Origin of the sequence: Proteus sp. STS61-E (assembly GCF_040932335.1) — a bacterium.
Classification (GTDB): Bacteria; Pseudomonadota; Gammaproteobacteria; order Enterobacterales; family Enterobacteriaceae; genus Proteus; species Proteus mirabilis_B.
In genome coordinates, this window is sequence record NZ_JBFQGE010000001.1 from 45,109 (window position 1) to 71,311 (window position 26,203).

General features: G+C 39.6%; 22 protein-coding genes. 20 read left to right on the forward strand and 2 right to left on the reverse strand.

The annotated features are described in order from the left end of the window. Nucleotides 1-82: 82 nt before the first annotated feature. Nucleotides 83-1,282, reverse strand: coding sequence for an NO-inducible flavohemoprotein (hmpA, locus tag AB4J89_RS00235; protein WP_368467707.1), 1,200 nt, complete (start codon nt 1,280-1,282; stop codon nt 83-85). Between the two features lie 366 nt (nt 1,283-1,648). On the opposite strand from hmpA, the gene glyA reads away from it, so the two are divergent. The 4 genes from glyA (at nt 1,649) to AB4J89_RS00255 (ending at nt 6,283) form a co-directional block, all read left to right on the forward strand. After that, complete coding sequence (gene glyA, locus AB4J89_RS00240; protein WP_088495048.1) at nt 1,649-2,902, forward strand: serine hydroxymethyltransferase; 1,254 nt, start codon at nt 1,649-1,651, stop codon at nt 2,900-2,902. Nucleotides 2,903-2,994: 92 nt separating this feature from the next. Further along, entirely contained in the window at nt 2,995-4,149 is a 1,155-nt protein-coding gene (locus tag AB4J89_RS00245) for a 3-phenylpropionate MFS transporter (protein WP_368467710.1), read from the forward strand. Between the two features lie 167 nt (nt 4,150-4,316). Next, entirely contained in the window at nt 4,317-5,585 is a 1,269-nt protein-coding gene (locus AB4J89_RS00250) for a M24 family metallopeptidase (RefSeq protein WP_311755056.1), read from the forward strand. Between the two features lie 26 nt (nt 5,586-5,611). Further along, on the forward strand, nt 5,612-6,283 hold the full coding sequence (locus AB4J89_RS00255; protein ID WP_368467712.1) for a CerR family C-terminal domain-containing protein: 672 nt from the start codon (nt 5,612-5,614) through the stop codon (nt 6,281-6,283). Between the two features lie 65 nt (nt 6,284-6,348). Here AB4J89_RS00255 and suhB read toward each other — a convergent pair whose 3' ends face one another. Then, nucleotides 6,349-7,152 carry an inositol-1-monophosphatase gene (gene suhB, locus AB4J89_RS00260; protein ID WP_023581619.1) on the reverse strand — a complete coding sequence of 268 codons (804 nt, stop codon included), beginning with the start codon at nt 7,150-7,152 and terminating at the stop codon, nt 6,349-6,351. Between the two features lie 124 nt (nt 7,153-7,276). Here suhB and trmJ point away from each other — a divergent pair, with 124 nt between their 5' ends. The 16 genes from trmJ to AB4J89_RS00340 all read left to right on the forward strand — a co-directional run bounded on the left by trmJ (nt 7,277) and on the right by AB4J89_RS00340 (nt 26,131). Then, nucleotides 7,277-8,005, forward strand: a complete 729-nt coding sequence (gene trmJ / locus AB4J89_RS00265) for a tRNA (cytosine(32)/uridine(32)-2'-O)-methyltransferase TrmJ (RefSeq protein ID WP_088495051.1) — start codon at nt 7,277-7,279, stop codon at nt 8,003-8,005. Nucleotides 8,006-8,136: 131 nt separating this feature from the next. Then, nucleotides 8,137-8,631, forward strand: coding sequence for a Fe-S cluster assembly transcriptional regulator IscR (iscR, locus tag AB4J89_RS00270; protein ID WP_006533450.1), 495 nt, complete (start codon nt 8,137-8,139; stop codon nt 8,629-8,631). 68 nt (nt 8,632-8,699) lie between these two features. After that, entirely contained in the window at nt 8,700-9,914 is a 1,215-nt protein-coding gene (locus AB4J89_RS00275) for an IscS subfamily cysteine desulfurase (RefSeq protein WP_072063243.1), read from the forward strand. A gap of 24 nt (nt 9,915-9,938) precedes the next feature. After that, the gene (gene iscU / locus AB4J89_RS00280; RefSeq protein WP_023581622.1) at nt 9,939-10,325 is read left to right on the forward strand and encodes a Fe-S cluster assembly scaffold IscU; all 387 of its coding nucleotides are present in this window, start codon (nt 9,939-9,941) and stop codon (nt 10,323-10,325) included. Between the two features lie 89 nt (nt 10,326-10,414). Beyond that, nucleotides 10,415-10,738 (forward strand): iron-sulfur cluster assembly protein IscA, encoded by a 324-nt coding sequence (gene iscA / locus AB4J89_RS00285; protein ID WP_006533446.1) that lies wholly within the window; start codon nt 10,415-10,417, stop codon nt 10,736-10,738. Nucleotides 10,739-10,786: 48 nt separating this feature from the next. Further along, nucleotides 10,787-11,308, forward strand: coding sequence for a co-chaperone HscB (gene hscB / locus AB4J89_RS00290; RefSeq protein ID WP_088495053.1), 522 nt, complete (start codon nt 10,787-10,789; stop codon nt 11,306-11,308). An 11-nt stretch (nt 11,309-11,319) separates the two neighbouring features. Beyond that, on the forward strand, nt 11,320-13,170 hold the full coding sequence (hscA, locus tag AB4J89_RS00295; protein WP_088495054.1) for a Fe-S protein assembly chaperone HscA: 1,851 nt from the start codon (nt 11,320-11,322) through the stop codon (nt 13,168-13,170). A 2-nt stretch (nt 13,171-13,172) separates the two neighbouring features. Continuing rightward, on the forward strand, nt 13,173-13,508 hold the full coding sequence (gene fdx / locus AB4J89_RS00300) for an ISC system 2Fe-2S type ferredoxin (RefSeq protein ID WP_006533442.1): 336 nt from the start codon (nt 13,173-13,175) through the stop codon (nt 13,506-13,508). A 15-nt stretch (nt 13,509-13,523) separates the two neighbouring features. Next, complete coding sequence (gene iscX / locus AB4J89_RS00305) at nt 13,524-13,718, forward strand: Fe-S cluster assembly protein IscX (RefSeq protein WP_006533441.1); 195 nt, start codon at nt 13,524-13,526, stop codon at nt 13,716-13,718. A gap of 280 nt (nt 13,719-13,998) precedes the next feature. Beyond that, nucleotides 13,999-15,294 carry an aminopeptidase PepB gene (gene pepB, locus AB4J89_RS00310; protein WP_088495055.1) on the forward strand — a complete coding sequence of 432 codons (1,296 nt, stop codon included), beginning with the start codon at nt 13,999-14,001 and terminating at the stop codon, nt 15,292-15,294. 27 nt (nt 15,295-15,321) lie between these two features. Next, nucleotides 15,322-15,747, forward strand: a complete 426-nt coding sequence (locus tag AB4J89_RS00315; RefSeq protein ID WP_088495056.1) for an enhanced serine sensitivity protein SseB C-terminal domain-containing protein — start codon at nt 15,322-15,324, stop codon at nt 15,745-15,747. A 288-nt stretch (nt 15,748-16,035) separates the two neighbouring features. Next, the gene (locus AB4J89_RS00320; protein ID WP_368467718.1) at nt 16,036-21,129 is read left to right on the forward strand and encodes an alpha-2-macroglobulin; all 5,094 of its coding nucleotides are present in this window, start codon (nt 16,036-16,038) and stop codon (nt 21,127-21,129) included. A gap of 48 nt (nt 21,130-21,177) precedes the next feature. Next, entirely contained in the window at nt 21,178-23,499 is a 2,322-nt protein-coding gene (gene pbpC / locus AB4J89_RS00325; protein WP_368467720.1) for a peptidoglycan glycosyltransferase PbpC, read from the forward strand. 345 nt (nt 23,500-23,844) lie between these two features. After that, a complete protein-coding gene (ndk, locus tag AB4J89_RS00330; RefSeq protein ID WP_023581630.1) occupies nt 23,845-24,270 on the forward strand; it encodes a nucleoside-diphosphate kinase in 426 nt (141 codons plus the stop codon). Between the two features lie 156 nt (nt 24,271-24,426). Then, nucleotides 24,427-25,608 carry a bifunctional tRNA (adenosine(37)-C2)-methyltransferase TrmG/ribosomal RNA large subunit methyltransferase RlmN gene (locus AB4J89_RS00335; protein WP_023581631.1) on the forward strand — a complete coding sequence of 394 codons (1,182 nt, stop codon included), beginning with the start codon at nt 24,427-24,429 and terminating at the stop codon, nt 25,606-25,608. A gap of 88 nt (nt 25,609-25,696) precedes the next feature. Beyond that, nucleotides 25,697-26,131: a hypothetical protein gene (locus AB4J89_RS00340; protein ID WP_088495059.1), complete on the forward strand. Its 435-nt coding sequence runs from the start codon at nt 25,697-25,699 to the stop codon at nt 26,129-26,131. Nucleotides 26,132-26,203: the final 72 nt, after the last annotated feature.

Below are 26,203 nucleotides of genomic sequence, written 5' to 3' on the forward strand. Positions count from 1 at the left end.
TGAAATAACCAAGAAAAGCGCTGATAAATATAACCAGCGCTTTTTTTATTCAATTTAAAATTGAACGTTAATGAAGGTATTTTTATTGTAAGTCTTGTGTAATAACAGCATGAGGACCAAAACATTCATAATGAAGCTTTTCACTATTAATACCCAGTTCCATAAGTTGTTTAGCAACAGATTGCATAAAAGGTAATGGGCCACAAAAATAGAAATGCATATCAGGAATAGCTAACCAATCTTCAACTTGTTTTAATGTCATTAAACCTTCGAATTGATAATCTTTATTTTGTACATCTTCAGTGCGTGGCGTGCGATACCATATCGCTTGTTGATAGTGTGAAAGTTGATTGCTGACTTGATTAACTTCATCTTTAAACGCATGAACGCCACCATGTTCAGCCGCATGTAACCAATTAATATTAGCTTGATGAGCTGAAAGTGTGTGCAACATAGACAACATTGGCGTTAAACCCACACCAGCTGAAATTAAGGTTACTGGTGTTGTTGGAGATACATCTAAATAGAAATCGCCCCCTGGTGCGGCAACTTGTAAAGTATCACCTTCTTGAATATGGTCATGAAGAAAATTCGATAAAATACCTTTATCTTCGCGTTTTACTGCAATGCGATAGGTTTTATTATTTGATGATTGAGTTAATGAATATTGACGTATTTCTTGATTTTCAAGGCGCTCATCACGGATATAAAGGCTTAAATATTGTCCAGCTTGATAAGGAGTAACAGAAAGTCTGTCTTCTGGCTCTAATTCAAAACTGGTAATGACATCACTTTGTTTTACTTTATGTTTAACTTTAAAGTTTCGTAATCCTCTCCAACCGCCGCTTGTTTGTTCTTTTTGCTGATAAATTTGTTCTTCACGATTGATAAAGACATCAGCCAATACTTGATAAGCTGCTCCCCAAGCATCTAACACCTCTTGCCCAGGACTAAACATCTCATCAATTGTTGCTAATAAATTTTCACCGACGATGGGATAGTGCTCAGGAAGAATATTTAAACTGACATGTTTTTGTGCAATTTTCTCAACGGCAGGCAAAATGGTGGCTAAGTTTTCAATGTTCGTCGCATAAGCGCATATCGCATTAAATAAGGCTTCGCGTTGTGCACCACTGCTTTGATGGCTCATGGTGAAAATATCTTTTAATTCTGGATGACGAGAAAACATTCGGTCATAAAAGTGGGCGGTTAATGCAGGACCCGTTTTAGCAATGAGGGGAATGGTTGATTTAATTGTCGCGATAGTTTGTGCATCTAGCATAATTGCTCCTGAAAGATTTTCAGTTTATTGTGAATTTTTATAAATTGCATTTTATATGCAACTTATCTCTTTTTGATTATTTTGTAAATCTCTGTTTTTATTTTTTAACAAAAAATCTCAATTCTTAGAGAATGATGCGGGGTGTTTGCAAAATAAGGCGAGATGTGCCTCAAAAAGGGGAATAAGTACAGGATAAAATTGGGTTGTTAAAAAGTAATAATGTGCTGTTATAGTTGGATGGCAAACGATTGCGTATTTTTTCATTAGGGGCTATCTCAATGAAGAAAAAGAGTTTACACTGTATGCCATTCTTTCTCCCGCATGGGAGTTTGTCTTTAGTGAAGTTAGCTGAGTCAGGAGATGTGAATGTTAAAACGTGAAATGAATATTGCTGATTACGATCCAGAATTATGGAATGCAATGGAAGGTGAAGTGACTCGTCAAGAAGAGCACATCGAACTTATTGCTTCTGAAAACTATACCAGCCCTCGTGTTATGCAGGCGCAGGGATCTCAGCTGACAAATAAATATGCTGAAGGCTATCCGGGTAAACGTTACTACGGTGGTTGTGAGTATGTGGATGTTGTAGAGCAACTGGCTATTGATCGTGCAAAAGCATTATTTGGTGCAGATTACGCTAACGTACAGCCTCACTCAGGCTCTCAAGCGAATGCCGCTGTCTATATGGCATTGTTAAAACCAGGTGATACTGTTTTAGGTATGAACCTAGCACAAGGTGGTCACTTAACTCATGGTTCACCAGTTAACTTCTCTGGTAAACTGTATAACATCGTACCTTATGGTATTGATGAATCAGGTAAAATTGATTACGAAGATATCGCTATTCAAGCTAAAAAACATCAACCAAAAATGATCATTGGCGGATTCTCTGCTTATTCTGGTCTGGTTGATTGGGCTAAAATGCGCGAAATCGCAGACAGCATTGGTGCATTCTTATTTGTTGATATGGCTCACGTTGCAGGTATGGTTGCAGCAGGTGTTTATCCTAACCCTGTTCCTCATGCACATGTTGTTACAACAACAACCCATAAAACTTTAGCAGGTCCACGCGGTGGTCTTATCCTTGCTAAAGGTGGCGATGAAGAGTTTTATAAAAAACTGAACTCTGCTGTATTCCCTGGCTCTCAAGGTGGCCCTTTAATGCATGTTATTGCAGGTAAAGCGGTTGCATTAAAAGAAGCTATGGAGCCAGAATTTAAAGTTTATCAGCAACAAGTTGCTAAAAACTCGAAAGCAATGGTAGAAGTTTTCTTAGATCGCGGTTATAAAGTAGTGTCTGGCGGAACTGAAAACCACCTGTTTTTATTAGATTTAGTTGATAAAGATATTACAGGTAAAGATGCAGATGCTGCACTGGGTCGTGCAAATATCACTGTTAACAAAAACAGCGTACCAAATGATCCACGTAGCCCATTTGTAACTTCTGGTGTTCGTATCGGTTCTCCAGCGATTACACGTCGTGGTTTTAAAGAAGCGGAAGCTCGTGAATTAGCCGGTTGGATGTGTGATGTCCTTGATAATATCAATGATGAAGCGAACATTGAGAAAGTGAAACAAAAAGTCTTGGATATCTGCGCTAAATTTCCAGTTTACGCATAAGTTTGTAACGATATAATAAAACCCGTTGTACAAGCCCGCTTCGAGAACTTGTTCTTGGCGGGTTTTTTTGCATCTTAAAAATGGGGGATTGGATGGTTATTCCATCAACATTGTGGCTTGCCTTAGATTATTTTACCTATTTCTTTTCATACGGCATCTTTTTACCCTTTTGGTCCATATGGCTAAAAGGTGAGGGTGTCGATCCTGCAATGATAGGTCTGTTATTAGGTGTAGGTTTAACCGCACGTTTTGTTGGTAGCCTAATTTTAACGCCTGCGGTAAAAGATCCGTCAAAACTTATTACTGCATTGAGATTGTTTGCTTTTCTCTCATTACTTTTTACTGTTGCATTTATGATGGGTAGCCATTGGGCATGGTTATTCTTTGTGATGACAGGATTTAACGTTTTCTTTTCACCGATGGTGCCTTTAGGGGATTCTCTAGCTGGAACGTGGCAAAAACAGTTTCCTTTTGACTATGGGAAAATCCGCGTTTGGGGCTCAATCGCTTTTATTATTAGCTCATCATTGCTAGGTGTTTTAATTGATGTTTTTGGACATCCCATTATTCTTTATGGATTGATTGCCAGTACTTTTGCACTATTCCTGACATCTATGCTCCGCCCTAAAGTTATGCCACAGGGTAAAGTGAAAAAAGCAGAACACAACAATGTGTCTTTTATGAAACTCATTTCAGATGGACCAGTTTGGCGTTTTCTGTTGTGTGTCTCTTTACTGCAAGGTGCGCACGCTGCTTATTATGGTTTTAGTGCACTTTATTGGGAAAAAGCAGGGTATGACACCGCAACAATCGGCTATCTTTGGTCATTAGGTGTGGTTTCAGAGGTGGTTGTTTTTATGCTCAGCCATCGTTTATTCCGCCGCTGGAGCGCAAGAAATCTACTCTTACTTTCTGCTTTTGCTGGGCTTTTACGTTGGGGGTTAATGGGGAGTTTTACCGCATTACCCGCACTTATTGTTGTTCAAATCTTACATAGTGGTACGTTTACGGTGTGCCATTTAGCGGCAATGCGCTTTATTAGTGCACGTCAAGAGCACGAAATTATTCGTCTACAAGCGGTGTATTCGGCTTTGGCGATGGGCGGAAGTATTGCGATCATGACTATTGTCTCTGGTTGGTTGTATGAAAAACTTCCTAATCAAGAGTCGTTGATCTTCTGGTTAATGGCAGCATTAACGATCCCTGCTATGTTTATCAGACCAAGAGTACAACCTCAAAATACCTAATTTCTCTATTTTATAAAAATTAAGATCTGTAATGTCCCTTGATATTGCAGATCTTTTTATTTTCTCCTTTAAAAGCGCATTTTTTGATCAAACGAATAATTGACCATTCTAAATATTAGGTTTAGATTTAATTCATTCAAATGAATGAATGTGAAAAGGGTATTATTATGAACAATAAATCAGTGATCCCTGCCAGTTTTTCTTTACAAGAAAGAAACAGACGCTGGCAGTTAGCTAGAGATATTATGACAGATAATCAGATAGATACATTGATTATCTATGGTGATAGAGAATCCGCCGCGCCGGCACCATTTTGTATTGATCACTATTTTACAAATGACCGACTAGGATCGGTTGTTATTTTTCATGAAGATAAAAAACCATTGATAGTCACTTTTGCACCAATGATGATCGCCGATCATATGCAAGCAAAGCTACGTGGTGATTTGCAGTGGATTGATGAAGATAATCTTGTTGTAGGAAAAACAGGGCGTAATATTGCTCAATTACTAAAAGAAATGGGTGTGCAGCAAAATGCACATATTGGTGTTATTGGCTTAGAGCCTTATCCTCCATTCTATTTTGATGGTGCAATGCCATTTAATACTCTAAACGGTATTAAGGATGCATTCCCTTATGCGAAATTTAGCTGTGTTTATCGTGATTTCTTTAAACGTGCATCCGTTAAAAGTGAAGAAGAACTGACACATGTAAGATATGCCGCCGCTATTGGTGAAGCAATGAGTGAAGCAATGCGCGTCACAACCAGACCTGGGGCGACAGAAGCCGATCTTGCAGCTGCTATTACTGCAACTTGCTTATCCAGAGGTGGGTTTACGGCTGAAATTCTAATGGGTTCAGGCCCTGAATATATCGGTTGGGGTCCTCCTGCTTGGCAATATCGCTCACAAGCACCTCGTGAAATTCAAATGGGTGATATTGTGTTATCAGAAATTTTCGCTTTATATGGAATGTATGAAACACAACACCAAGCTGCTGTTGCAGTGGGTAAAATTCATGAGAATTTAGAAAAAGCCGCTTTGGTTGCTCGTGAATGTTATGAAATAGGTGTTGAGCATTTAAAGGCGGGCGTTACTTTTGGTGAAGTGGTTGATTTAATGGAAAAACCATTATTACAATCAGGGGGATGGCATGTGCATCCACTTATCCATAGCATCAATCCTTATGGACCTATTGGTTTTGGTACTGCTCCGGGTATCGAATCATTACCATTGGCGAGTCGTTATAAACAAATTGAACGATTACCAAACCCGGGTCGAGAGCTTGTATTACAAGAGGGCATGACGTTTGCGTTTGAGCCTAACTGTGGCTTTGGTCATCACTTATGTAACTTAGGTGGTACGGTTGTAGTTGGTAAAAGTAAAGGGATTGAGTTAAATTCAAACTCAACACAATTAATGCGGGCTGATTTATAAGCCTAATAATAAATAGTTAATAAACAATGAAAAACACCAGTAAAACCGCGATAAGTACAGAACAGACTCAAGAAAAGTTAGTACAAGAAGGTATTAAGCTTTTTGCACTACACGGAATTAGTGGGTTGAGAACGAGACAACTTGCGCAGGATGCTGGTGTTAATCAATCAGCAATTCCTTATCATTTTGGTGGAAAACTAGGCGTTTATACTGCCGTTATTCAATATATTGCGACAGAATTAGCGTCAGAAATTCATTTTGACCAATTTGATAATAAGCTTCAGTTTTTATTAAAAGAAAATAAGTTAGATCGTGAATTACTTGCTTCTCTGATCCCTTTATTAGTCTCAGGATTAACGCGCGCTTTATTAGCACCTGAACGCCATTATTACAGTCAGTTGATTTTACGTGAGCAACTGGAACCAACTGAAAATTATGAGCTGATTTATCGTAATTTAATTGAGCCTTTTCATTTACGACTATCTTATCTTATCGAATTAATCGATAAAAAGAGTGACACATTAACGACTACTATTCGTGCTCATGCCGTTATTGGGCAAATACTTGGGTTTGTGATCGCGAGAAAAGCATTTTTATTACGTATTGATAAACAGGAAATGACATCGCAGTTATTAGATAAAATAGCCCAAGAAATTAGCCAATTATCAGTAAATGCACTGTTAACAATAAATCAGTAGGTAATAAAAAAGACCATAATATTATGGTCTTTTTCTTTGTATATATTTTATTCGTATCAACGAAATTAACGTTTTAATGCGTCTGTTAATTCACTACGAATTTCAGCTAATAATGCTCTGACAACACGTGGATTACCTGCAACAATATTACCTGTTTGTAGGTAGCCATGATTACCAGTAAAGTCAGAAACGATAGCTCCTGCTTCACGAGCGATTAATTCGCCGCCTAAGAAATCCCAAGGTTTTAAGCCAATCTCAAAGAAACCATCGACACGGCCAGCTGCAACATAAGCTAAATCTAACGCTGCTGAGCCAGTGCGACGAAAATCAGCACAAGGTACAAACAGTTTACCTAACATATTCATGTAAGCAGCTGAATGTTGTTTGCTTTTGAATGGGAAACCAGTCGCAAGAACTGCACCGTCTAAATCGCGAGCGTTAGAGCCACGTAGACGATAACCATTTAACTGTGCACCTTGACCACGAACGGCTGAGAATAATTCGTTACGCATAGGATCGTAAACAACAGCCACTTCAGTACGGCCTTTAATGCGTACAGCAATAGAAACAGAGAAGTGTGGAAGACGTTTAATGAAGTTAGTCGTGCCATCAAGTGGATCAATAACCCATTGTATGTCGTGATCTTCACCGAGTAACTCGCCACTTTCTTCCGTAATAATGGTGTGTTTTGGATAAGATTTACGGATGATTTCAATGATTGCTTGTTCTGCGTCACGGTCAACGTTAGTGACAAAATCATTGGTACCTTTCTGATTAGTTTCTACAGATTCAGGATTTTCGTAATTTTTGGCGATTAAATTACCAGCCTTACGTGCGGCACGTATGGCAATATTCAGCATCGGATGCATGGTTATCTTCCACAAGATGTTAAAGAACGGGGATAAAAAACGTGCGAGAGTATAACAGGCATTCGTGTTTCTGGCTACAATTGTGATAAAATAGATGGATCACAAAGCAATTAACAAGAAATCAATGTTAGAAAATATTCGCATCATCCTTGTAGAAACCTCGCATACAGGCAATATGGGCTCTACAGCTCGTGCTATGAAAACCATGGGATTAACCAATCTTTATTTTGTTAATCCAAAAGAAAAACCAGATTCACATTCTATTGCCCTATCAGCAGGTGCAAGTGATGTTATTGGCAATGCACATATTGTTAATAGTATCGATGAAGCGATTGAAGGCTGTGGTTTAGTCATAGGAACAAGCGCCCGTAGCCGTACACTTTCTTGGCCAATGCTTGCACCTCGTGAATGTGGTGAGCGTTGTGTTATGGAAGCTAAAAATAAGCCTGTTGCTGTTATTTTTGGCCGCGAACGCACAGGTTTAACTAATGAAGAATTACAAAAATGTGATTTTCATCTGTATGTTCCGACTAATCCAGAATATGGTTCTTTAAATTTAGCGATGGCTGTTCAGCTTGTTAGTTATGAAATTCGTATGGCAGCACTTGCCCAAGAAGAAAAACAAGAGGAAAATAGCCCATCAGAGATTGATTATCCACCAGCAGATGATATAGAACGTTTTTACGTTCATTTAGAGCAGGTGCTTAATGAATCTGGTTTTATTCGTCCTAAACATCCGGGACAAGTGATGAGCCGTTTACGCCGTCTATTTACGCGTGCGCGCCCAGAAACACAAGAGCTTCATATCTTACGTGGTATCCTGACGTCAGTTGAGAAATGGGCTAAGAAATAGAGGGCAAAGTTGATTAACTTAAGTCAACTTTTGGCTGAGTATAATACTTGACTAAAACACTCGGATAAATAGTTGACTAAATTACTCGGGAATGACACAATTTGATTATTGTTCACCACGGAGTATTTGTTATGAGACTGACATCAAAAGGGCGTTACGCAGTTACTGCAATGCTTGATGTTGCATTGCATTCACAGCAAGGTCCTGTCCCCCTCGCTGATATTTCAGAGCGTCAAGGGATTTCCCTTTCTTATCTTGAGCAGCTTTTCTCACGTTTGCGCAAAAATGAATTAGTCGCAAGTGTTCGTGGTCCTGGTGGCGGCTATTTATTAGGTCGTGATGCAGGACAAATTTTTGTTGCTCAAGTTATTTCTGCGGTTGATGAATCTGTCGATGCTACCCGTTGTCAGGGTAACAAAGAAGGTTGTCAAGGTGGCGATCGTTGCCTGACTCATACTTTGTGGCGTGATTTAAGTGATCGTATAACCAGTTTCCTAAGCAGTATCAGCCTTGAAGAGTTAGTAAATAACGAAGAGGTTATGGATGTCGCCGATCGTCAAGACAATGAAAAACGCCATGCTATTAATGGTCGTTTACAAGAAACCATTGTTAATATGCGAGTTTAACGGCGATCTCTAGGTAGGCAAAAACAAAATTATTAAAGAAGATCCGTCGTCTTTGGAGTTAGTGAGCAATGAAATTACCCATTTATCTAGATTATTCAGCAACCACTCCTGTTGATCCACGAGTTGCTGAAAAAATGATGCAATGCCTGACTATTGATGGCATTTTTGGTAACCCAGCCTCTCGTTCACACCGTTTTGGCTGGCAAGCAGAAGAAGCTATTGATATTGCACGTAATCAGATCGCTGATTTAATCGGTGCAGATCCTCGTGAAATCGTATTCACATCAGGCGCAACTGAAGCTGATAACCTCGCACTAAAAGGTGTTGCTAACTTTTACCAGAAAAAAGGTAAGCACATCATCACTTCAAAAACCGAACATAAAGCCATTTTAGACACTTGTCGTCAACTTGAGCGTGAAGGTTTTGAAGTCACTTATTTAGCACCAAAAAGTGATGGTCTAATTGACCTGAAAGAGCTTGAAGAAGCGATGCGTGAAGACACTATTTTAGTTTCTATCATGCATGTAAATAACGAAATTGGTGTTGTACAAGATATTGCTGCTATCGGTGAATTATGCCGTAGCAAAGGTATTATTTACCATGTAGACGCAACACAAAGCGTTGGTAAATTACCGATTGATCTTTCTAAGTTAAAAGTTGATTTACTTTCTCTTTCTGCGCATAAAGTTTACGGTCCTATGGGTATCGGTGCACTTTATGTTCGTCGTAAACCACGTATTCGTTTAGAAGCACAAATGCATGGTGGCGGACATGAGCGTGGTATGCGTTCAGGTACATTAGCCGTTCACCAAATTGTGGGTATGGGCGAAGCTTACCGTATTTTGAAAGAAGAAATGGCTGATGAAACTAAACGCTTAAACGAATTACGTTTACGTTTATGGAATGGCATTAAAGATATCGAAGAAGTTTATATCAACGGTTCTTTAGAACACACTGCGCCAAACATTCTTAATGTGAGCTTCAACTATGTTGAAGGTGAATCATTAATGATGGCACTGAAAGATCTTGCTGTTTCTTCAGGCTCAGCCTGTACTTCAGCAAGTTTAGAACCTTCTTATGTACTGCGTGCGTTAGGTTTAACTGATGAACTTGCACACAGTTCTATTCGCTTCTCTCTGGGTCGTTTCACCACAGAAGAAGAAATAGATTATGCAATTGAACAAATCCACAGTGCAATTGGTCGCTTACGTGATCTTTCTCCACTTTGGGATATGCATAAACAAGGTGTTGATATCAACAGTATCGAATGGTCTCACCATTAATCAGACGTTTTCAGGAGTTAAATCATGGCTTATAGCGATAAAGTAATTGATCATTATGAAAACCCTCGTAATGTGGGATCATTTGATAATAATGACCCTACTGTAGGGAGTGGTATGGTTGGCGCACCTGCTTGTGGTGACGTTATGAAACTGCAAATCAAAGTTGACGATAATGGCGTAATTGAAGATGCGCGTTTTAAAACTTATGGTTGTGGTTCTGCAATTGCATCAAGTTCACTGGTAACAGAATGGATGAAAGGCAAAACATTAGATGAAGCCGAATCTATTAAGAACACAGCAATTGCCGAAGAATTAGAATTACCACCAGTGAAAATTCACTGTTCAATTCTTGCAGAAGATGCAATAAAAGCAGCGATTGCAGACTATAAAAGCAAACGCCAAGGCAAGTAATTGTCTTTTATAATAAAAAAATAAAATATTGGCGGATGCTGAAACTTTTTTTCAGTATCCGCTTTCGTTCTTTATGAGTGAGGTGTGCCATGTCAATTTCCCTTACAGAATCCGCCGCTAATCGTGTTCGCTCTTTCCTATCTAACCGTGGAAAAGGTGAAGGTTTACGTTTAGGCGTAAGAACATCCGGTTGTTCTGGAATGGCTTATGTTCTTGAGTTTGCTGATGTCATCAATGACGAAGATACTGTTTTTGAAGACAAAGGTGTGAAAGTTATCGTTGATGGTAAAAGCATGGTCTATTTAGATGGAACAGAGCTTGATTTCGTCAAAGAAGGATTAAACGAAGGCTTTAAATTTAACAACCCAAATGTATCGAATGAGTGTGGTTGTGGTGAAAGCTTCACTGTGTAATTTGTGTTAAAACACAGTATTAACGTTAATTAATCCAAGAGTAGATGTATGGACTATTTCACACTATTAGGCATGCCTAATCGTTTTGATATTGATAAACAGCAACTTGCTACACGTTATCAAGATATGCAGCGTCAATATCACCCAGATCGTTTTGCAGGTCAGTCTGAAAAAGAACAGGCTCAAGCAATCTCGCTTGCTTCAACCATCAATCAGGCTTATCAGACCTTAAAAAATCCACTCTCAAGAGCTGAATACATGCTCTCATTACACGGTATCGATATTGCTAATGAGCAACAAACGATGCACGATACTGCTTTTTTAATGGAGCAACTCACATTACGTGAAGAGCTGGATAACATCGAACACAGTGCTGAAGCCGAAAGTTTGTTAGCCGATTTTTCTGCGCGTTTAGAAAAAATGTACACAGTACGCCATGATGAAATGGTCAAAACGCTAGAGGATCAAACTTGGGATGTTGCTGCAGATAATGTGAGAAAATTGCGTTTTCTCGCGAAATTAAAAGAGCAAGTAGAACAACTTGAAGAACGCTTGTTTGATGGTTTTTAAGGGAAATAGTTATGTCATTATTACAAATTAGTGAACCTGGTCAAACGCCTGCACCGCATCAGCGCCGGCTTGCAGCGGGTATTGATTTAGGTACGACACACTCATTAGTTGCCACTGTACGTAGTGGGCAAGCCGAAGCGCTTTCTGACAACGAAGGTCGCTATTTATTGCCATCTGTCGTGCAGTATCAAGTTGATAATATCAACGTTGGTTGGAATGCTAAAAAAGAAGCAGAAAAAGATCCTGCTAACACGATAAGCTCAATTAAAAGAATGGTGGGTCGCTCACTGAGTGATGTGACAAGCCGTTATCCAAACCTTCCTTATCATTTTCATGAAAATGACAATGGTTTACCGCTGATCAAAACAGCGGCAGGTATTGTTGATCCTATTCAAGTCTCTTCTGACATCTTAAAAACATTGGCTGAACGTGCAATACAATCATTAGGTGGCGAACTTGATGGTGTTGTTGTTACTGTACCCGCTTATTTTGATGATGCTCAACGTCAAGGCACAAAAGAAGCTGCTCGTCGTGCTGGTTTGCATGTTTTACGTTTATTAAACGAACCTACAGCAGCCGCTATTGCCTATGGTCTAGATTCAGGAAAAGAAGGCACCATCGTTGTTTATGACTTAGGTGGTGGTACTTTTGATATCTCTGTTCTTCGTTTAACTAAAGGTGTTTTTGAAGTCTTAGCGACTGGCGGTGATACTGCGTTAGGTGGCGATGATTTTGATATGATGCTGGCAGATTGGATAAGAGAACGTGCTGGTTTTGGACATCAAAAAGATGCTGTATTACAACGTCAATTACTGGATGTTGCGTCAGAAACTAAAATTGCATTGAGTGATAATGATGTTACGGATATCAACATTAATGGATGGAAAGGTGAGATCACTCGAGCTGAGTTTGAATCATTAATTCAATCATTAGTGAAGCGTACACTATTATCTGTTCGTCGCGCATTAAAAGACGCAGATGTTGAAATAGATGAAGTTTTAGAAGTGGTTATGGTTGGTGGTTCAACACGTGTACCATTGGTTCGTCAAATGGTTGGTGATTATTTTAAACGTGAACCTTTAACTTCAATTGATCCAGATAAAGTGGTTGCCATTGGTGCTTCAATCCAAGCTGATATTTTGGTGGGTAATAAACCGGATAGCGAAATGCTATTGCTGGATGTTATTCCTCTTTCTCTTGGCCTTGAAACAATGGGCGGATTAGTTGAGAAAGTTATCCCTCGCAATACCACTATTCCTGTTGCCAGAGCACAGGAATTTACGACATTCAAAGATGGTCAAACTGCAATGAGTGTTCACGTCGTTCAAGGTGAGCGTGAAATGGTGAGCGATTGTCGTTCTCTTGCTCGTTTTACACTGCGTGGAATTCCGCCAATGGCTGCGGGTGGCGCACATATTCGTGTCACATTCCAAGTTGATGCGGATGGCTTACTTAGTGTTAGTGCGATGGAAAAATCAACGGGTGTTGAAGCCTCAGTACAGGTCAAGCCTTCTTATGGTCTTAGTGATACTGAAATCGCTAAGATGATCCAATCTTCGATGGAAAATGCCCAAGAAGATTTACAAGCTCGTCGTTTAGCTGAGCAAAAAGTCGAAGCAGCTCGTGTGTTAGAAAGTTTAACCGCAGCATTAGAAGAAGATGCTCATCTGTTAAATGAAGATGAGAAAACGGCTATCGACAAAGTTGTAGATACCTTAATAGAGAGCGTTGAAGGAACAGATCCTGTTGCTATTGAAAACGCGATTAAACTACTGGATAAGCAAACTCAGGATTTTGCAGCGCGTCGTATGGATTCATCTATTCGACAAGCGTTGGCAGGTCATTCTGTGGATGAGATATAACTATGCCTAAAATTGTATTTTTACCCCATAGCACACTGTGCCCTGAAGGTGCTGTTGTTGACGCAACAGAAGGTGAGTCTATTCTAGATGTCGCATTACGCAACGGTATCGAGATTGAACATGCTTGTGAAATGTCTTGTGCATGTACAACTTGTCACTGTGTAGTGCGTGAAGGTTTTGATTCACTAGAAGAGAGCTCTGAGCTTGAAGACGACATGTTAGATAAAGCGTGGGGTTTAGAGCCTGAAAGCCGCTTAAGTTGCCAAGCAAAAGTGACTGACGAAGATTTAGTTGTTGAGATCCCTAAATATTCGATTAACCACGCAAGAGAGCATTAATTTTAGGAGTCGAGCATGAAATGGAGTGACACGCGTGAAATAGGGGAAGCGTTATTTGATCTTTACCCTGACACTGATCCTAAAACAGTACGCTTTACTGATATGCATCAGTGGATTTGTGATTTAGAAGATTTTGATGATGATCCACAGAAATCCAATGAAAAAATTCTTGAAGCTATTTTACTTGTTTGGCTTGATGAATTTGAATAATTGACGACACCGTAAACTTAAAAGACTGGCTTATTGCCGGTCTTTTTGCATTATGACCTTTTACATTCCACCTTGTCAGTGATTTAAAAATAACCATAAAGAGGGGAGTAGAGATATTTTGTTATGCGATCTTCTTCGAGGAATATCATGTAAATACGGAAGATCACTGGATGATAATGGTGACCTCTTGGTTTTTGCAGTAAATTGATCACGCTAAACGCTAAATATCTGGTAGTCTGAATAGGTTAACTGCCACCAGTAATAATAAGTGAGACAATAAATGAATAAACAAATTATGCCTATCATGCTGTCAAATGAACCTGCTGCTGCATGTTGGGGTGAAAAAGCACTAATTAGCACTAGCGAAACCGGCATGACAATCCACTTAACGGAAGAAAACCGTTTAGGCGCTATTCAGCGCGGTGGACGTAAAGTTGATAGTCAAGGCATTCGTAATGTTGCACTTGTTGGCGACGGCTGGGATTTAGAACGTAGTTGGGCTTTCTGGTTAGGTTTTAGAGCACCTAAAGGCGCTCGTTCAATCGAATGGCCACAATTAAATGATGCTGATAAACACGAACTAGAATCACGTATTCGCATCGTTGATTGGGTTAGAGATACCATCAATACACCAGCAGAAGAATTAGGACCAGAACAACTGGCACAACGCACGGTTGATCTTTTCTGTGGTCTTGATAAAGAAGACATTAGCTATAAGATCACCAAAGGCGTTGATCTACGCGATCAAAACTATGCAGGTATCTATACAGTTGGTCGCGGCTCTTCTCGTGACCCTGTCTATTTAGCATTAGATTTCAACCCAACCAAAGATAGTAATGCTCCTGTATTTGCTTGCTTAGTCGGTAAAGGTATTACTTTTGATTCAGGTGGTTATAGCATCAAACCTTCATCATCTATGAATTCAATGAAAGCCGATATGGGTGGTGCAGCAACGTTAGCGGGTGCTTTAGCATTAGCGGTTACTCGTGGTTTAAATAAACGCGTAAAACTACTGCTGTGCATTGCAGATAACATGGTCAGCGGTAATGCCTTTAAATTAGGTGATATTATCCGTTACCGTAATGGCAAATCAGTTGAAATCATGAATACCGATGCTGAAGGCCGTTTAGTTTTAGCGGATGGTTTAATTGATGCAAGCAATATTGCACCAGAGTTGATTATCGATGCAGCAACATTAACAGGTGCTGCTAAAGTTGCAGTAGGTAATGATTACCACTCTGTATTGAGCTTTGATGATAAATTAGCAGCAGAGTTACTGACTAGTGCTGAACAAGAAAATGAATTGTTCTGGCGTCTGCCATTAGCCGATTTCCATCGTAGCCAATTACCTTCTAGCTTCGCTGATTTAAATAATATTGCCGCACCTTCTCATACTGCGGGTGCAAGTACAGCTGCTGCATTCTTATCGCACTTTGTGACTGACTACAAAAAAGGTTGGGTACATATTGATTGTTCAGCAACGTACAGAAAATCTTCTGTAGAACAATGGGCAGCAGGTGCTACGGGTTACGGTGTGCGTTCTATCGCGAATCTGTTATTAGCAAAAGCAAAATAATAAACGTTATTTGATTTGGAGTTTGTAATGGGTGTATCTGAACAATTTGAGACACAAGAAATTGTTTCTGTTGAAGGTTCTTCTTTAAAGTTAAGCGTTCTAGAGCCACAACCTGAAGAATTAACAACCGCACTTAGCGAGTTTTTTGGTGAACATAAACCGATCCGCCGTGCCTTTATTGTTAATGCTCAGGAGCAAGATAATGAAGAGTCGTTTTATCTTATTGGTTTAGAAATAACGGGTGAAGAAGAGGCGATTGCGCAAATACTCCCTCAAGCGGCTGAATCAGCTTTTGAATATTTAGAAGAAGGGCAATCACTAGATTTTTGCTTTGTGGATAAAGATGAAAAAGGTGTAAGTCATTTTATGATCCACCATGTATCACCTTTTTATCAACGCAAACTTGGAGGATTCTTAAGAAAAGGTATCCCGATAGTTAATCTGGATAGTTAATTCAGCCCTCTAAATTTAGGCGATATCTCATCAGATATCGCTTTTTTTTACCTTATAATAGAAAATTGACTAAATTAGCAAATCGTTTGCATTTTTATATAACGCTTTGTTTTAGATAGGCTTTGTTTTTAAAGTAAAAATAAGGTGATTTCGTGTTGTAAATTATTTTGTTTTACGCGATAAAAAATAGCTAATCTCGTTATTTTTTATCTTATTAGAATGAAGAAATACATATATTATCTCTGCCTGCATAAAACATCGCATTATTCAGGGGTTGAATTAAAGGAAATGGATATGAACCAAAACCAGTTTAGACAATATACAGAAAAGAGAGGTTATCGTTGGAGCTCTCTTGCTGTTGTATTGGCATCAGCATTAGCTCTTATGGGCTGTGATGACAAAGCAGATGAAAACACATCATCTGTGGATAAGACGCAAAATACACAAGTTGCCGAGCAAAAAGACACTGCTCAGAGCACATCAGATACCGCAACTCAAACAAGCGAAAAACCTGCAGTTACAACAAAAACGAATAACGAAACTGCATTAAAAAGCAAAGAAGTCCGTAATGAGTTGGCAATGCGTTTTGCAGGCAAAGAAGTCACCGTATTAGATGCATCAGAGTTACAACGTGATGGTGCGAGTACTATGGTTGTGACTTTCTCTGTACCACTTGATCCTGACCAAAAGTTTGATGATGTTATTCATCTTGTTGATACCAAAAAAGGGAAATTAGAAGGTGCGTGGGAGTTATCTGATAACTTAATGGAATTGCGTTTCCGCCATTTACCTCCATCAACAGAATTAAACTTAACAATTGATGAAAAAATCAAAGGTATTAATGAACGTACATTAACGACACCTTTTAGCCAAAAATTTACGACAGAAGAAATTTTCCCATCTGTTGGCTTTACCAGTAAAGGATCGTTATTGCCACTTGAAGCAGCTGAAGGCCTACCGATTACTGCGTTAAATGTGGGGCAAGTTGACGTAAACTTTTTCCGTGTTAAAGATGAGCAACTCGCTCAATTCTTAACGCAATGGGAAAGTCGTTCCAATATTAATTATTGGGAATCAGATGAGTTTCTATCCCAAGCTGATTTGGTTTATACCGGTCGCTTCGAATTAAACACAGAAACAAATACCCGTGAAAACGTATTGTTACCGCTAAAATCGATAGATGCCTTAAAAAAAGAAGGTGCCTACATTGCGGTTATGCAACAAGCGGGTAAATACTCTTATACAGTGCCAGCAACAGTATTCACATTTAGTGATATCGGGCTGTCAATGCACAGTTATCTTGATACGTTAGATATCTTCACCCAATCACTTAAAAATGGTTCTGCGTTAGATAAAGTAGAAATTCGCCTGTTAGATGAAAAAGGTGGCTTGATTTCTAAAGCGCAAACCGATAGTCAAGGACATGCCACACTTGAGAAAAGTGATAAAGCACGTTTATTAATGGCTATTCGTGATGGGCAAACCAGTATGATTGATTTGCGTAAACCTGCGCTTGATCTTTCTGAGTTTGATATTGGTGGACCACAAGGTTATAGCAAACAATTTTTTGCTTTTGGTCCTCGCGATCTCTATCGTCCCGGTGAAACATTAATCGTTAATGCATTGCTACGTGATGGTGATGGTAATCCTATTAAAGAGCAACCTGTTAAAGTTGATCTACTTAAAACAGACGGGCAAGTTTCTCGTAGTTTTGTTTGGCAACCAGAGAACGGACTTTACCAATTAAAATTAGTTATTCCTGCGGATGAAAATACGGGTACACGTACCTTACGTTTTGATGTAGGCGATGGTACTCCTCGTTTCTATGAGTTTCAGGTCGAAGATTTTATGCCAGAACGTATGGCATTAGAAATCACGGGTAAGAAAGGAATTATACTAAGCGGTAATGACGCTTATTTTGACATTAAGGGTCGCTATCTTTATGGCGCACCAGCTGCCGATAATCGCTTACAAGGGCAAGTTTTCTTAAAAGCCTCTCGTGAAGCTGTCAGTAAATTACCGGGCTATGAATTTGGTGCTGTAAAAGATGAAAACTTCAGCCGTTTACTGGATGAGTTTGAACTTAATTTAGACTCTGATGGTGAAGGTGGAGTGAATGTTGATAGTGAACGCTATGAAGAGCTGAAATCACCTATCAATATTATTTTACAAGCAAGTTTACTTGAAGCTGGCGGACGCCCTGTTACTCGCCGTTATCAACAAGCTGTTTGGCCTGCCACTCATCTTGCTGGTATTCGCCCAGTCTTCCCTAAAAAAGAAGTCTATGACTATCGGACGGACAAATATAAATCAGGTTATAGCGTTGATGAAAATTCAATGGCTGAATTTGAAATTGTCTATACAGACCAAGATGGTAAGAAACTACCTGCTAACGATCTTAAAGTGAAGTTTATCTATGAACGTCATGATTATTACTGGCGTTGGTCTAGTTCTAATGGCTGGGAATCTGGCTATAACGAAAAAGATCTGCAAATGGATGAGCAAACAATCAAGATTGCAAAAGATGGCACTGCAAAAGTGGCATTCCCTGTTGAATGGGGCTCTTATCGTATCGAAGTTGTCGATCCTAAAACAGAATTAGTCAGTAGCCTACGTTTCTGGGCAGGTTATTCTTGGATGGATAATACGGGTGGAACAGGTGCGGTAAGACCAGACCAAGTTAAGCTTAAACTGGATAAAGAAGGTTATTTACCGGGTGAAAAAGTTAAGTTAAACATCGTTGCACCTCATCCGGGTAAAGGTTATGTGTTACTAGAATCAAGTAATGGGCCTTTATGGTGGCAAGAAATTGATGTGCCAGAAAAAGGGCTTGATGTTGAAGTGCCTATTAATAAAGAGTGGGCAAGGCATGATCTCTATCTGACTTCTGTTGTCGTAAGACCGGGAGATACGTCAAAACAGGCGACAGTAAAACGTGCTGTGGGTATTTTGCATTTACCATTGCAGGATAAAAACCGTCGTATTGATATTTCACTTGATGCACCGGAAAAAATTCGCCCTAACCAAGATTTAAAAATCCGTATTAAAGCGAATCCAGTTGTAAGTCAGCCATTACCTGAAAATATTAATGTATTGGTTTCTGCGGTTGATACTGGTGTTTTAAACATCACAGAGTATAAAACGCCAGATCCTTACGATGCTTTCTTTGGTCGTAAACGTTATAGCATCGACCAATATGATGTTTACGGGCAATTAATTGAAGGGCAAGGGCGTTTAGCTAACTTGCGCTTTGGCGGTGATGGTGGTGAAGCAGCTGCATTATCTCGTGGTGGTAAAAAACCGTTAACTGATGTGCAAATCATTGCTCAACAAACGGCTCCAGTAAAATTAAATGCACAAGGTGAGGGTGAAGTTTCTTTACCTATCCCTGAGTTTAATGGTGAAGTTCGTTTAATGGCGCAAGCTTGGACTGCGGATAAATTTGGCAGCCAAGAAGGTAAAGTTGTTATTGCTGCCCCGTTAGTGACTCAGCTTTCATTACCTCGCTTTATGGCTGGTGGTGATAATGCACTTTTATCTTTAGATTTAACTAATCTAACGGACGACGCTCAATCTATTACCTTAAATTATACCGCTTCAGGTTTGGTGGGATTAGGCGGCGCTGAAAGCAAAACTGTCTCGCTAACGAAAGGTGAACGTACTCAAATTCAGATCCCAGTAAAAGCGAAACATGGCTTTGGACAAGGTGAATTCTCACTGTCTATTTATGGTATTAAAGTACCGGGTGAAGAGATTAAACCTTACCATAATACATGGAATATTGGTGTTCGCCCTGCATTCCCAGCAGAAACTATTCACTATGCAAGTACATTGCAAGATGGTGATACTTGGCGTTTACCATCAGAAATTTTAAGTCGCTTTAATAGCTCAACGCTTGAAGGTGAATTATTACTGACAAGTCGTCCTCCGTTGCAGGTGGCACGCTATGTTAGAGAGCTGTTTGCTTATCCTTATGGTTGCTTAGAACAAACAGTTAGTGGGCTTTATCCTTCACTGTATTCAACAGAAAAAGAGTTGAAACAGTTGGGAATTAAAACGCAAACTGATGCTGATAGAAAAGTAGCTATTGAGAAAGGTATTGCTCATCTGCTGACGATGCAAAAATCAGAAGGTGGGTTCTCTTTATGGGATCAAGGTGGGCGTGAAGAATATTGGTTAACTGCGTATGCGACCGACTTCTTATTCCGTGCGTCACAACAAGGTTACTCAGTTCCTGCTGATCCATTAAAACGTGCGAACGATCGTTTATTACGTTATTTACAAGATAAAAACTTAGTTAACTATGAATATGCAGTTAACCAAGATGCAGCACGATTCTCAGCAAGGGCTTATGCTGCATTAGTCTTAGCAAATCAGCAAAAAGCACCTTTAGGTGAATTACGTCGTCTCTATCTTGAGCGTAATCAAGCTGGAAGTGGCTTAGCTTTAGTTCAGTTGGGTATCGCATTAAAATTAATGGGTGATAGCAGCCGCGCTGAAAGCTTGATTGCTGAAGGTGTAACAACAACACGTAAATATAATTATGGATTGGGTGATTACGGTAGCACCATTCGTGACCAAGCATTAATTATTGCACTGTTAAGCGAAAATAACCTTGAAACACAATCTCGTGATGCAAGTGTGATTGCACTATCTGATAACTTAACAAGCCGTGAATGGTTCTCAACCCAAGAAAGTAACTCGTTATACCTTGCTGGACGCTTCTTTATTAATATGGCAGAACAGCCTTGGGAAGTCGCTGTTAATCGTCAAGTCCCTGCAATCAGTAGCGATCGTGCAGTCAATGAGACATTAACATCAGCACAATTACAAGAAGGCTTAGAGCTAAATAACCGTGGTGGCGCTGCGATTTATTCTCGTATGAATATCGTGGGTTATCCGAAAGTTGCTCCTGCTCCTTATAGTAATGTATTAAATGTTCATCGTAGTTACTATGATTTGAAAGGAAACCGCGTTCATCCTAATCGCTTACAAAGTGGTGAAATGCTGGTGGTTAAACTGGAAGTTTCTGCTGATAGAGACGTGCCTGATGCATTAGTTGTTGATTTATTACCTGCGGGTCTTGAAATCGAAAACCAAAACTTAGCATCAAGCAGTGCAAGCTTAAGTGATAGTGCAGCAGACTTGCAGGAATTTATCGACGATATGGGACAAGCCAATATCAAACATCTCGAATACCGTGATGATAGATTTGTTGCTGCTATCTCTGTTGATAAATATCGCCCAACAACATTGCTCTATTTAGCAAGAGCAGTAACACCGGGTAGCTATCAAGTACCACCACCACAAGTTGAATCTATGTATGTGCCTTACTGGCGTGCAATAGGATCAACAGAAACCAAGATTGACGTTGTTCCTTAAGTCTTGTAGCCCTTTCTTCGGAAAGGGCTTTTTCCTTTGAGTGATTGAATGAAACTAGGATATAAACGGCTTATTGCTGTTATCATTATTTTTTTGCTAGCGATGCCTATTTTAGTCTGGATCGCAGATAAAATTTGGCCCCTTCCTGATCCTGAACCTCAAATTGCGACTATTGTTACAGCGCAAGATGGTACACCTCTTTGGCGCTTTGCTGATAAAGAAGGGGTATGGCGTTATCATGTCAAACTCACTGATGTCTCTCCTGAATATTTAGAAGCCTTAATTACTTATGAAGATCGCTGGTTTTATCAACATCCTGGTGTTAATCCGATGGCGATATTACGGGCAGCATGGCAAGACCTAAGCTCAGGAAGAATTGTGTCAGGTGGAAGTACGCTATCAATGCAAGTGGCGCGCCTTATTGATCCCCACTCCCGTACTTTAGGAGGTAAAATCAAACAGCTTTGGCGGACCTTGCAATTAGAGTGGTATTACTCAAAAGATGAAATTCTGGAGATTTACCTCAATAGAGCACCCTTTGGTGGTACTTTAGAAGGTATTGGTGCGGCAAGCTGGGCTTATTTAGGTAAATCACCCGCTGATTTATCTGCAGGAGAAGCGACTTTAATGGCGGTGTTACCACAAGCACCAAGCCGTTTACGGCCAGATAGATACCCTGAACGCGCTCAAGCTGCTCGGGATAAAGTATTAGATAGACTGGCAGAATATCAAATATGGCCACAAGAAAAAGTTGATGAAATCAAGGAAGAACAGGTTTTATTAGCACCAAGACAAACACCACAATTAGCGCCATTACTGGCTCGTCGTATGTATAACGAAAAGCGAGAGCCTGTTATTACAACAACGATTGATATCAATATTCAACGACAACTCGAAGATATTGCTAATCAATGGAAGTACCAATTAGCGGATAAAACATCCTTAGCTATCTTAGTTGTTGATCATACGGATATGAGTGTGAAGGGGTATGTTGGCTCTGCCGATTTTAATGACAATTCGCGCTTTGGTCATGTCGATATGATCAGTGCATGGCGCTCGCCAGGTTCAACATTAAAGCCATTTATTTATGCACTTGCATTAGATGAAGGGCTTATTCATGCGGAATCACTCTTACAAGATGTTCCTCGTCGATTTGATAATTATCGCCCCGGCAATTTTGACTCCGATTTTAATGGTGCGGTTAGTGCCAGTGAAGCATTAAGTCGCTCTTTAAATTTGCCAGCGGTACAACTTATCGAAGTGTATGGTGCGAAGAAATTTGCGGCAAAATTACGTCATAATCATCTTGAAATGCGATTCCCTTATGGTTCTGAGCCAAATTTAGCACTGATTTTAGGGGGAACAGCGACGCGAATGGATGAGCTTGTTTCTGCCTTTAGCGCATTAGCAAGGAAAGGGAAAACAGCACCGTTACGTTTTAAACCAGAACAAATAATAGAAGACCGAGCGTTGATGTCTCAAGGAGCAGCATGGATTATTAGACGCATCTTAGCCGGGGAAGCCAGACCTCGCCCTGATAGCGCAATTTCACCCGTTGTTCCTTTAGCTTGGAAAACAGGGACAAGTTATGGCTATCGTGATGCATGGTCTATTGGTGTGAATGCGCGCTATACCATTGGTGTTTGGGTAGGTAGACCCGATGGGACACCTGTTGCAGGGCAGTTTGGTTTTGCGACAGCCGTCCCTATTATGAATCAGGTTAATAACTTATTAACGGGTTACTTCTATCAAAATAAACAAAGACCACCAACAGATTTACGCCCTAGCAGTGTAACAGCAGCCACTATCTGCTGGCCGACAGGTAAGGCATTACCTAAAGAAGATAGCAACTGTAGAGTCAGTCGTCGAAGCTGGATCTTAGATAATACCATTCCGCCAACTTTGTTAAATGATAGCCAAGAAGGTATTTTGGGGATCAACGAAAAAATTTGGTTAGATAATGAAGGTAAACGCACGGGACCTAATTGCCCTAATGCAGAGTTAAAAGATATCGCTTTATGGCCGATAGCATTAGAAGCATGGTTACCTGAAAAAGAGCGCAGAGCAAAACGACTGCCGCCGATTTCTGACACTTGCCCACCAATTAAAGAAGATATCATTCCTCTGTTTATCTCGGGTATCCGCGCTGGTGATTTATTAAGGCCATTACCCGGCGAAACTAATCTTGAAATAACCGTTTCTACGCAAGGTGGAAGTGGTATGCAATGGTGGTTTTTAAATGGTGAGCAAATAGGTAAAACAGAAAACGGAGAAACATTCTCTTATTTATTAGAGAAACGAGGTAAATACCAACTTTCAGTGCTTGATCTAAGTGGTCAAACGGATATGGTTAATTTTATATTTCGTTAAACTAAAACGATAAAATAAACGAGAACTGAGTGATTTTTCACTAAAATAGTTTTTCCGATAAAGATAAAGAGACTATTTATTGTGTTTCATTTCGGTTCTTTTTTTATTCTTATTTTCAAGTTTGAACATGGAAACCGTCAAAAATGTGATTAGATCGATAATTTATAACTTTTTTGCCACAGTTTTTTAAAAAAAAAGGATATTCAATCTGTGCAATTCATTTTTATCCTCCTATAATCGAGCACTATTTTTTGCAGGGAATGCGGTTTTTGATTCGTTTTTCCATGATCTGCGATAAAAGAGATAACAAAAGTTATCATTAATAAAATAATTTAGAGGTAAGACATGGCTATTCAGCGCACATTTTCTATTATCAAACCAAACGCAGTGAAAAAAAATGTTATCGGTGCTATCTATCACCGTTTTGAAAGCGCAGGCTTTAGCATTATTGGTGCTAAAATGCTGCATTTAACGCGCGAACAAGCTGAAGGCTTTTATGAAGAACACAAAGGCCGTCCTTTCTTTGACGGTTTAGTTGAATTTATGACTTCGGGCCCAATCATGGTTCAAGTGTTAGAAGGCGAAAACGCGATCCAACGTCACCGTGATCTGATGGGTGCAACTAATCCAGACAACGCATTAGCGGGTACATTACGTGCTGACTACGCTGATAGCTTTACTGAAAATGCGGTACACGGTTCAGATTCAGAAGCTTCTGCTGCTCGCGAAATTGCATACTTCTTCACTGAAAACGAAGTTTGCGCGCGCTAATTTATTAGCATCTCTACGCGAAAAACAGTACAATGCGACGCCCTGTTTGATAATTAACAGGGCGTTTTTTATTATTGTTTAATTATACAAATATATAAGTATCCCATTAGCATCAATGCTAATGCAGGCCGCATAGTGTAACAACGAGGCAATGTCATGACCCAATCTACCACCCCAGCGCCAAGCGCTTCTGTCGCTGTTTCTAAAGAAAATACTGTGAATCAAAAAACTAAAATTAATCTGTTAGATTTAAATCGTAAACAGATGCGTGAGCTTTTTGTCTCTATGGGCGAAAAACCTTTTCGTGCTGACCAAATTATGAAGTGGATGTACCACTACTGTTATGACGATTTTGATCAAATGACAGATATCAACAAGGTGTTACGCAATAAATTAAAAGAAATTGCTGAAATTAAAGCACCTGAAGTTTCTGAAGAACAACGTTCAACAGATGGCACGATTAAATGGGCAATTAAAGTTGGTGATCAACAAGTAGAAACTGTGTATATCCCAGAAGATGATCGCGCAACATTATGTGTTTCTTCACAAGTTGGTTGTGCTTTAGAGTGCAAATTCTGTTCAACTGCACAGCAAGGTTTTAACCGTAACTTGAAAGTGTCTGAAATTATTGGGCAAGTTTGGCGTGCCGCTAAAATTATTGGCTCATTAAAAGAGACAGGCCGTCGTCCTATTACTAACGTTGTTATGATGGGAATGGGTGAGCCATTACTGAATTTAAATAATGTTATTCCAGCACTTGAAATCATGATGGATGATTTCGGTTTTGGTCTATCTAAACGTCGAGTCACTGTTTCTACATCAGGTGTTGTACCTGCATTAGATAAACTAGGTGATGCGGTTGATGTAGCTTTAGCCATTTCATTACATGCACCAACTGATGAAATTCGTGATGAGATCGTTCCAATTAACAAGAAATATAATATTGAAATGTTTCTTGAAGGTGTTCGCCGCTATATTGCTAAATCAAATGCGAACCAAGGGCGAGTGACTATTGAGTATGTCATGCTTGATCATATTAATGACAGCACAGATCAAGCTCATCAATTAGCTGAACTTTTAAAAGACACGCCATGTAAAATTAACTTAATTCCATGGAACCCGTTCCCAGGTGCGCCATACGGACGTAGTTCTAATAGCCGAATTGACCGTTTCTCTAAAGTATTAATGGAATATGGCTTTACGACGATTGTACGTAAAACGCGTGGCGATGATATCGATGCGGCTTGTGGGCAATTAGCGGGTGATGTTATTGACCGTACAAAACGCACACTGAAAAAACGCCAACAAGGTGAACTAATTTCAGTAAAAGCAGTCTGATACAGTTGGATATCTCTTTCTTTGTGAAGTGTATTACATAATTACGATGTAGAGAGAACAAGGATGAATTTATTTAAGGAATATGACGATGATAAGGATATCATCAGTAGTTATAACTATTGGCTTGATGTTATTGACACTCGGTTGTCAATCATCAGCCAATCAAGAGCGTGTTGCAGTGTCTACACGTTTACAATTAGGTGATGCTTATTTAGCTGAAAGACAATATCAAATAGCGCAATATCATTTCCAAAAAGTGTTATCGGTGATGCCAAATCACTCCGATGCAAATTTAGGAATGGCGTTAACATCGCAGTTATTGGGAAATTCTATTCAAGCGTTAGATTATTACAAATTAGCGATGAACTCGAAGCCAGTAAATGTTAATGTATTAAGGCTTTATGGTAATTTCCTTTGTGAACAAAAACTATTAAACAATAATAGTGTGTTAATTGAGGATATACCGCCAGATTATTTGGTCTGTCAGCAAAGTGATAATAAAATATCAAAAAATTCGCGGTGATACGTTAAGGTACTTTGTGCTTTTGCGAGTTCATCAATGTTAAACATCCAATAGCCACAGTGCCTAGATTGC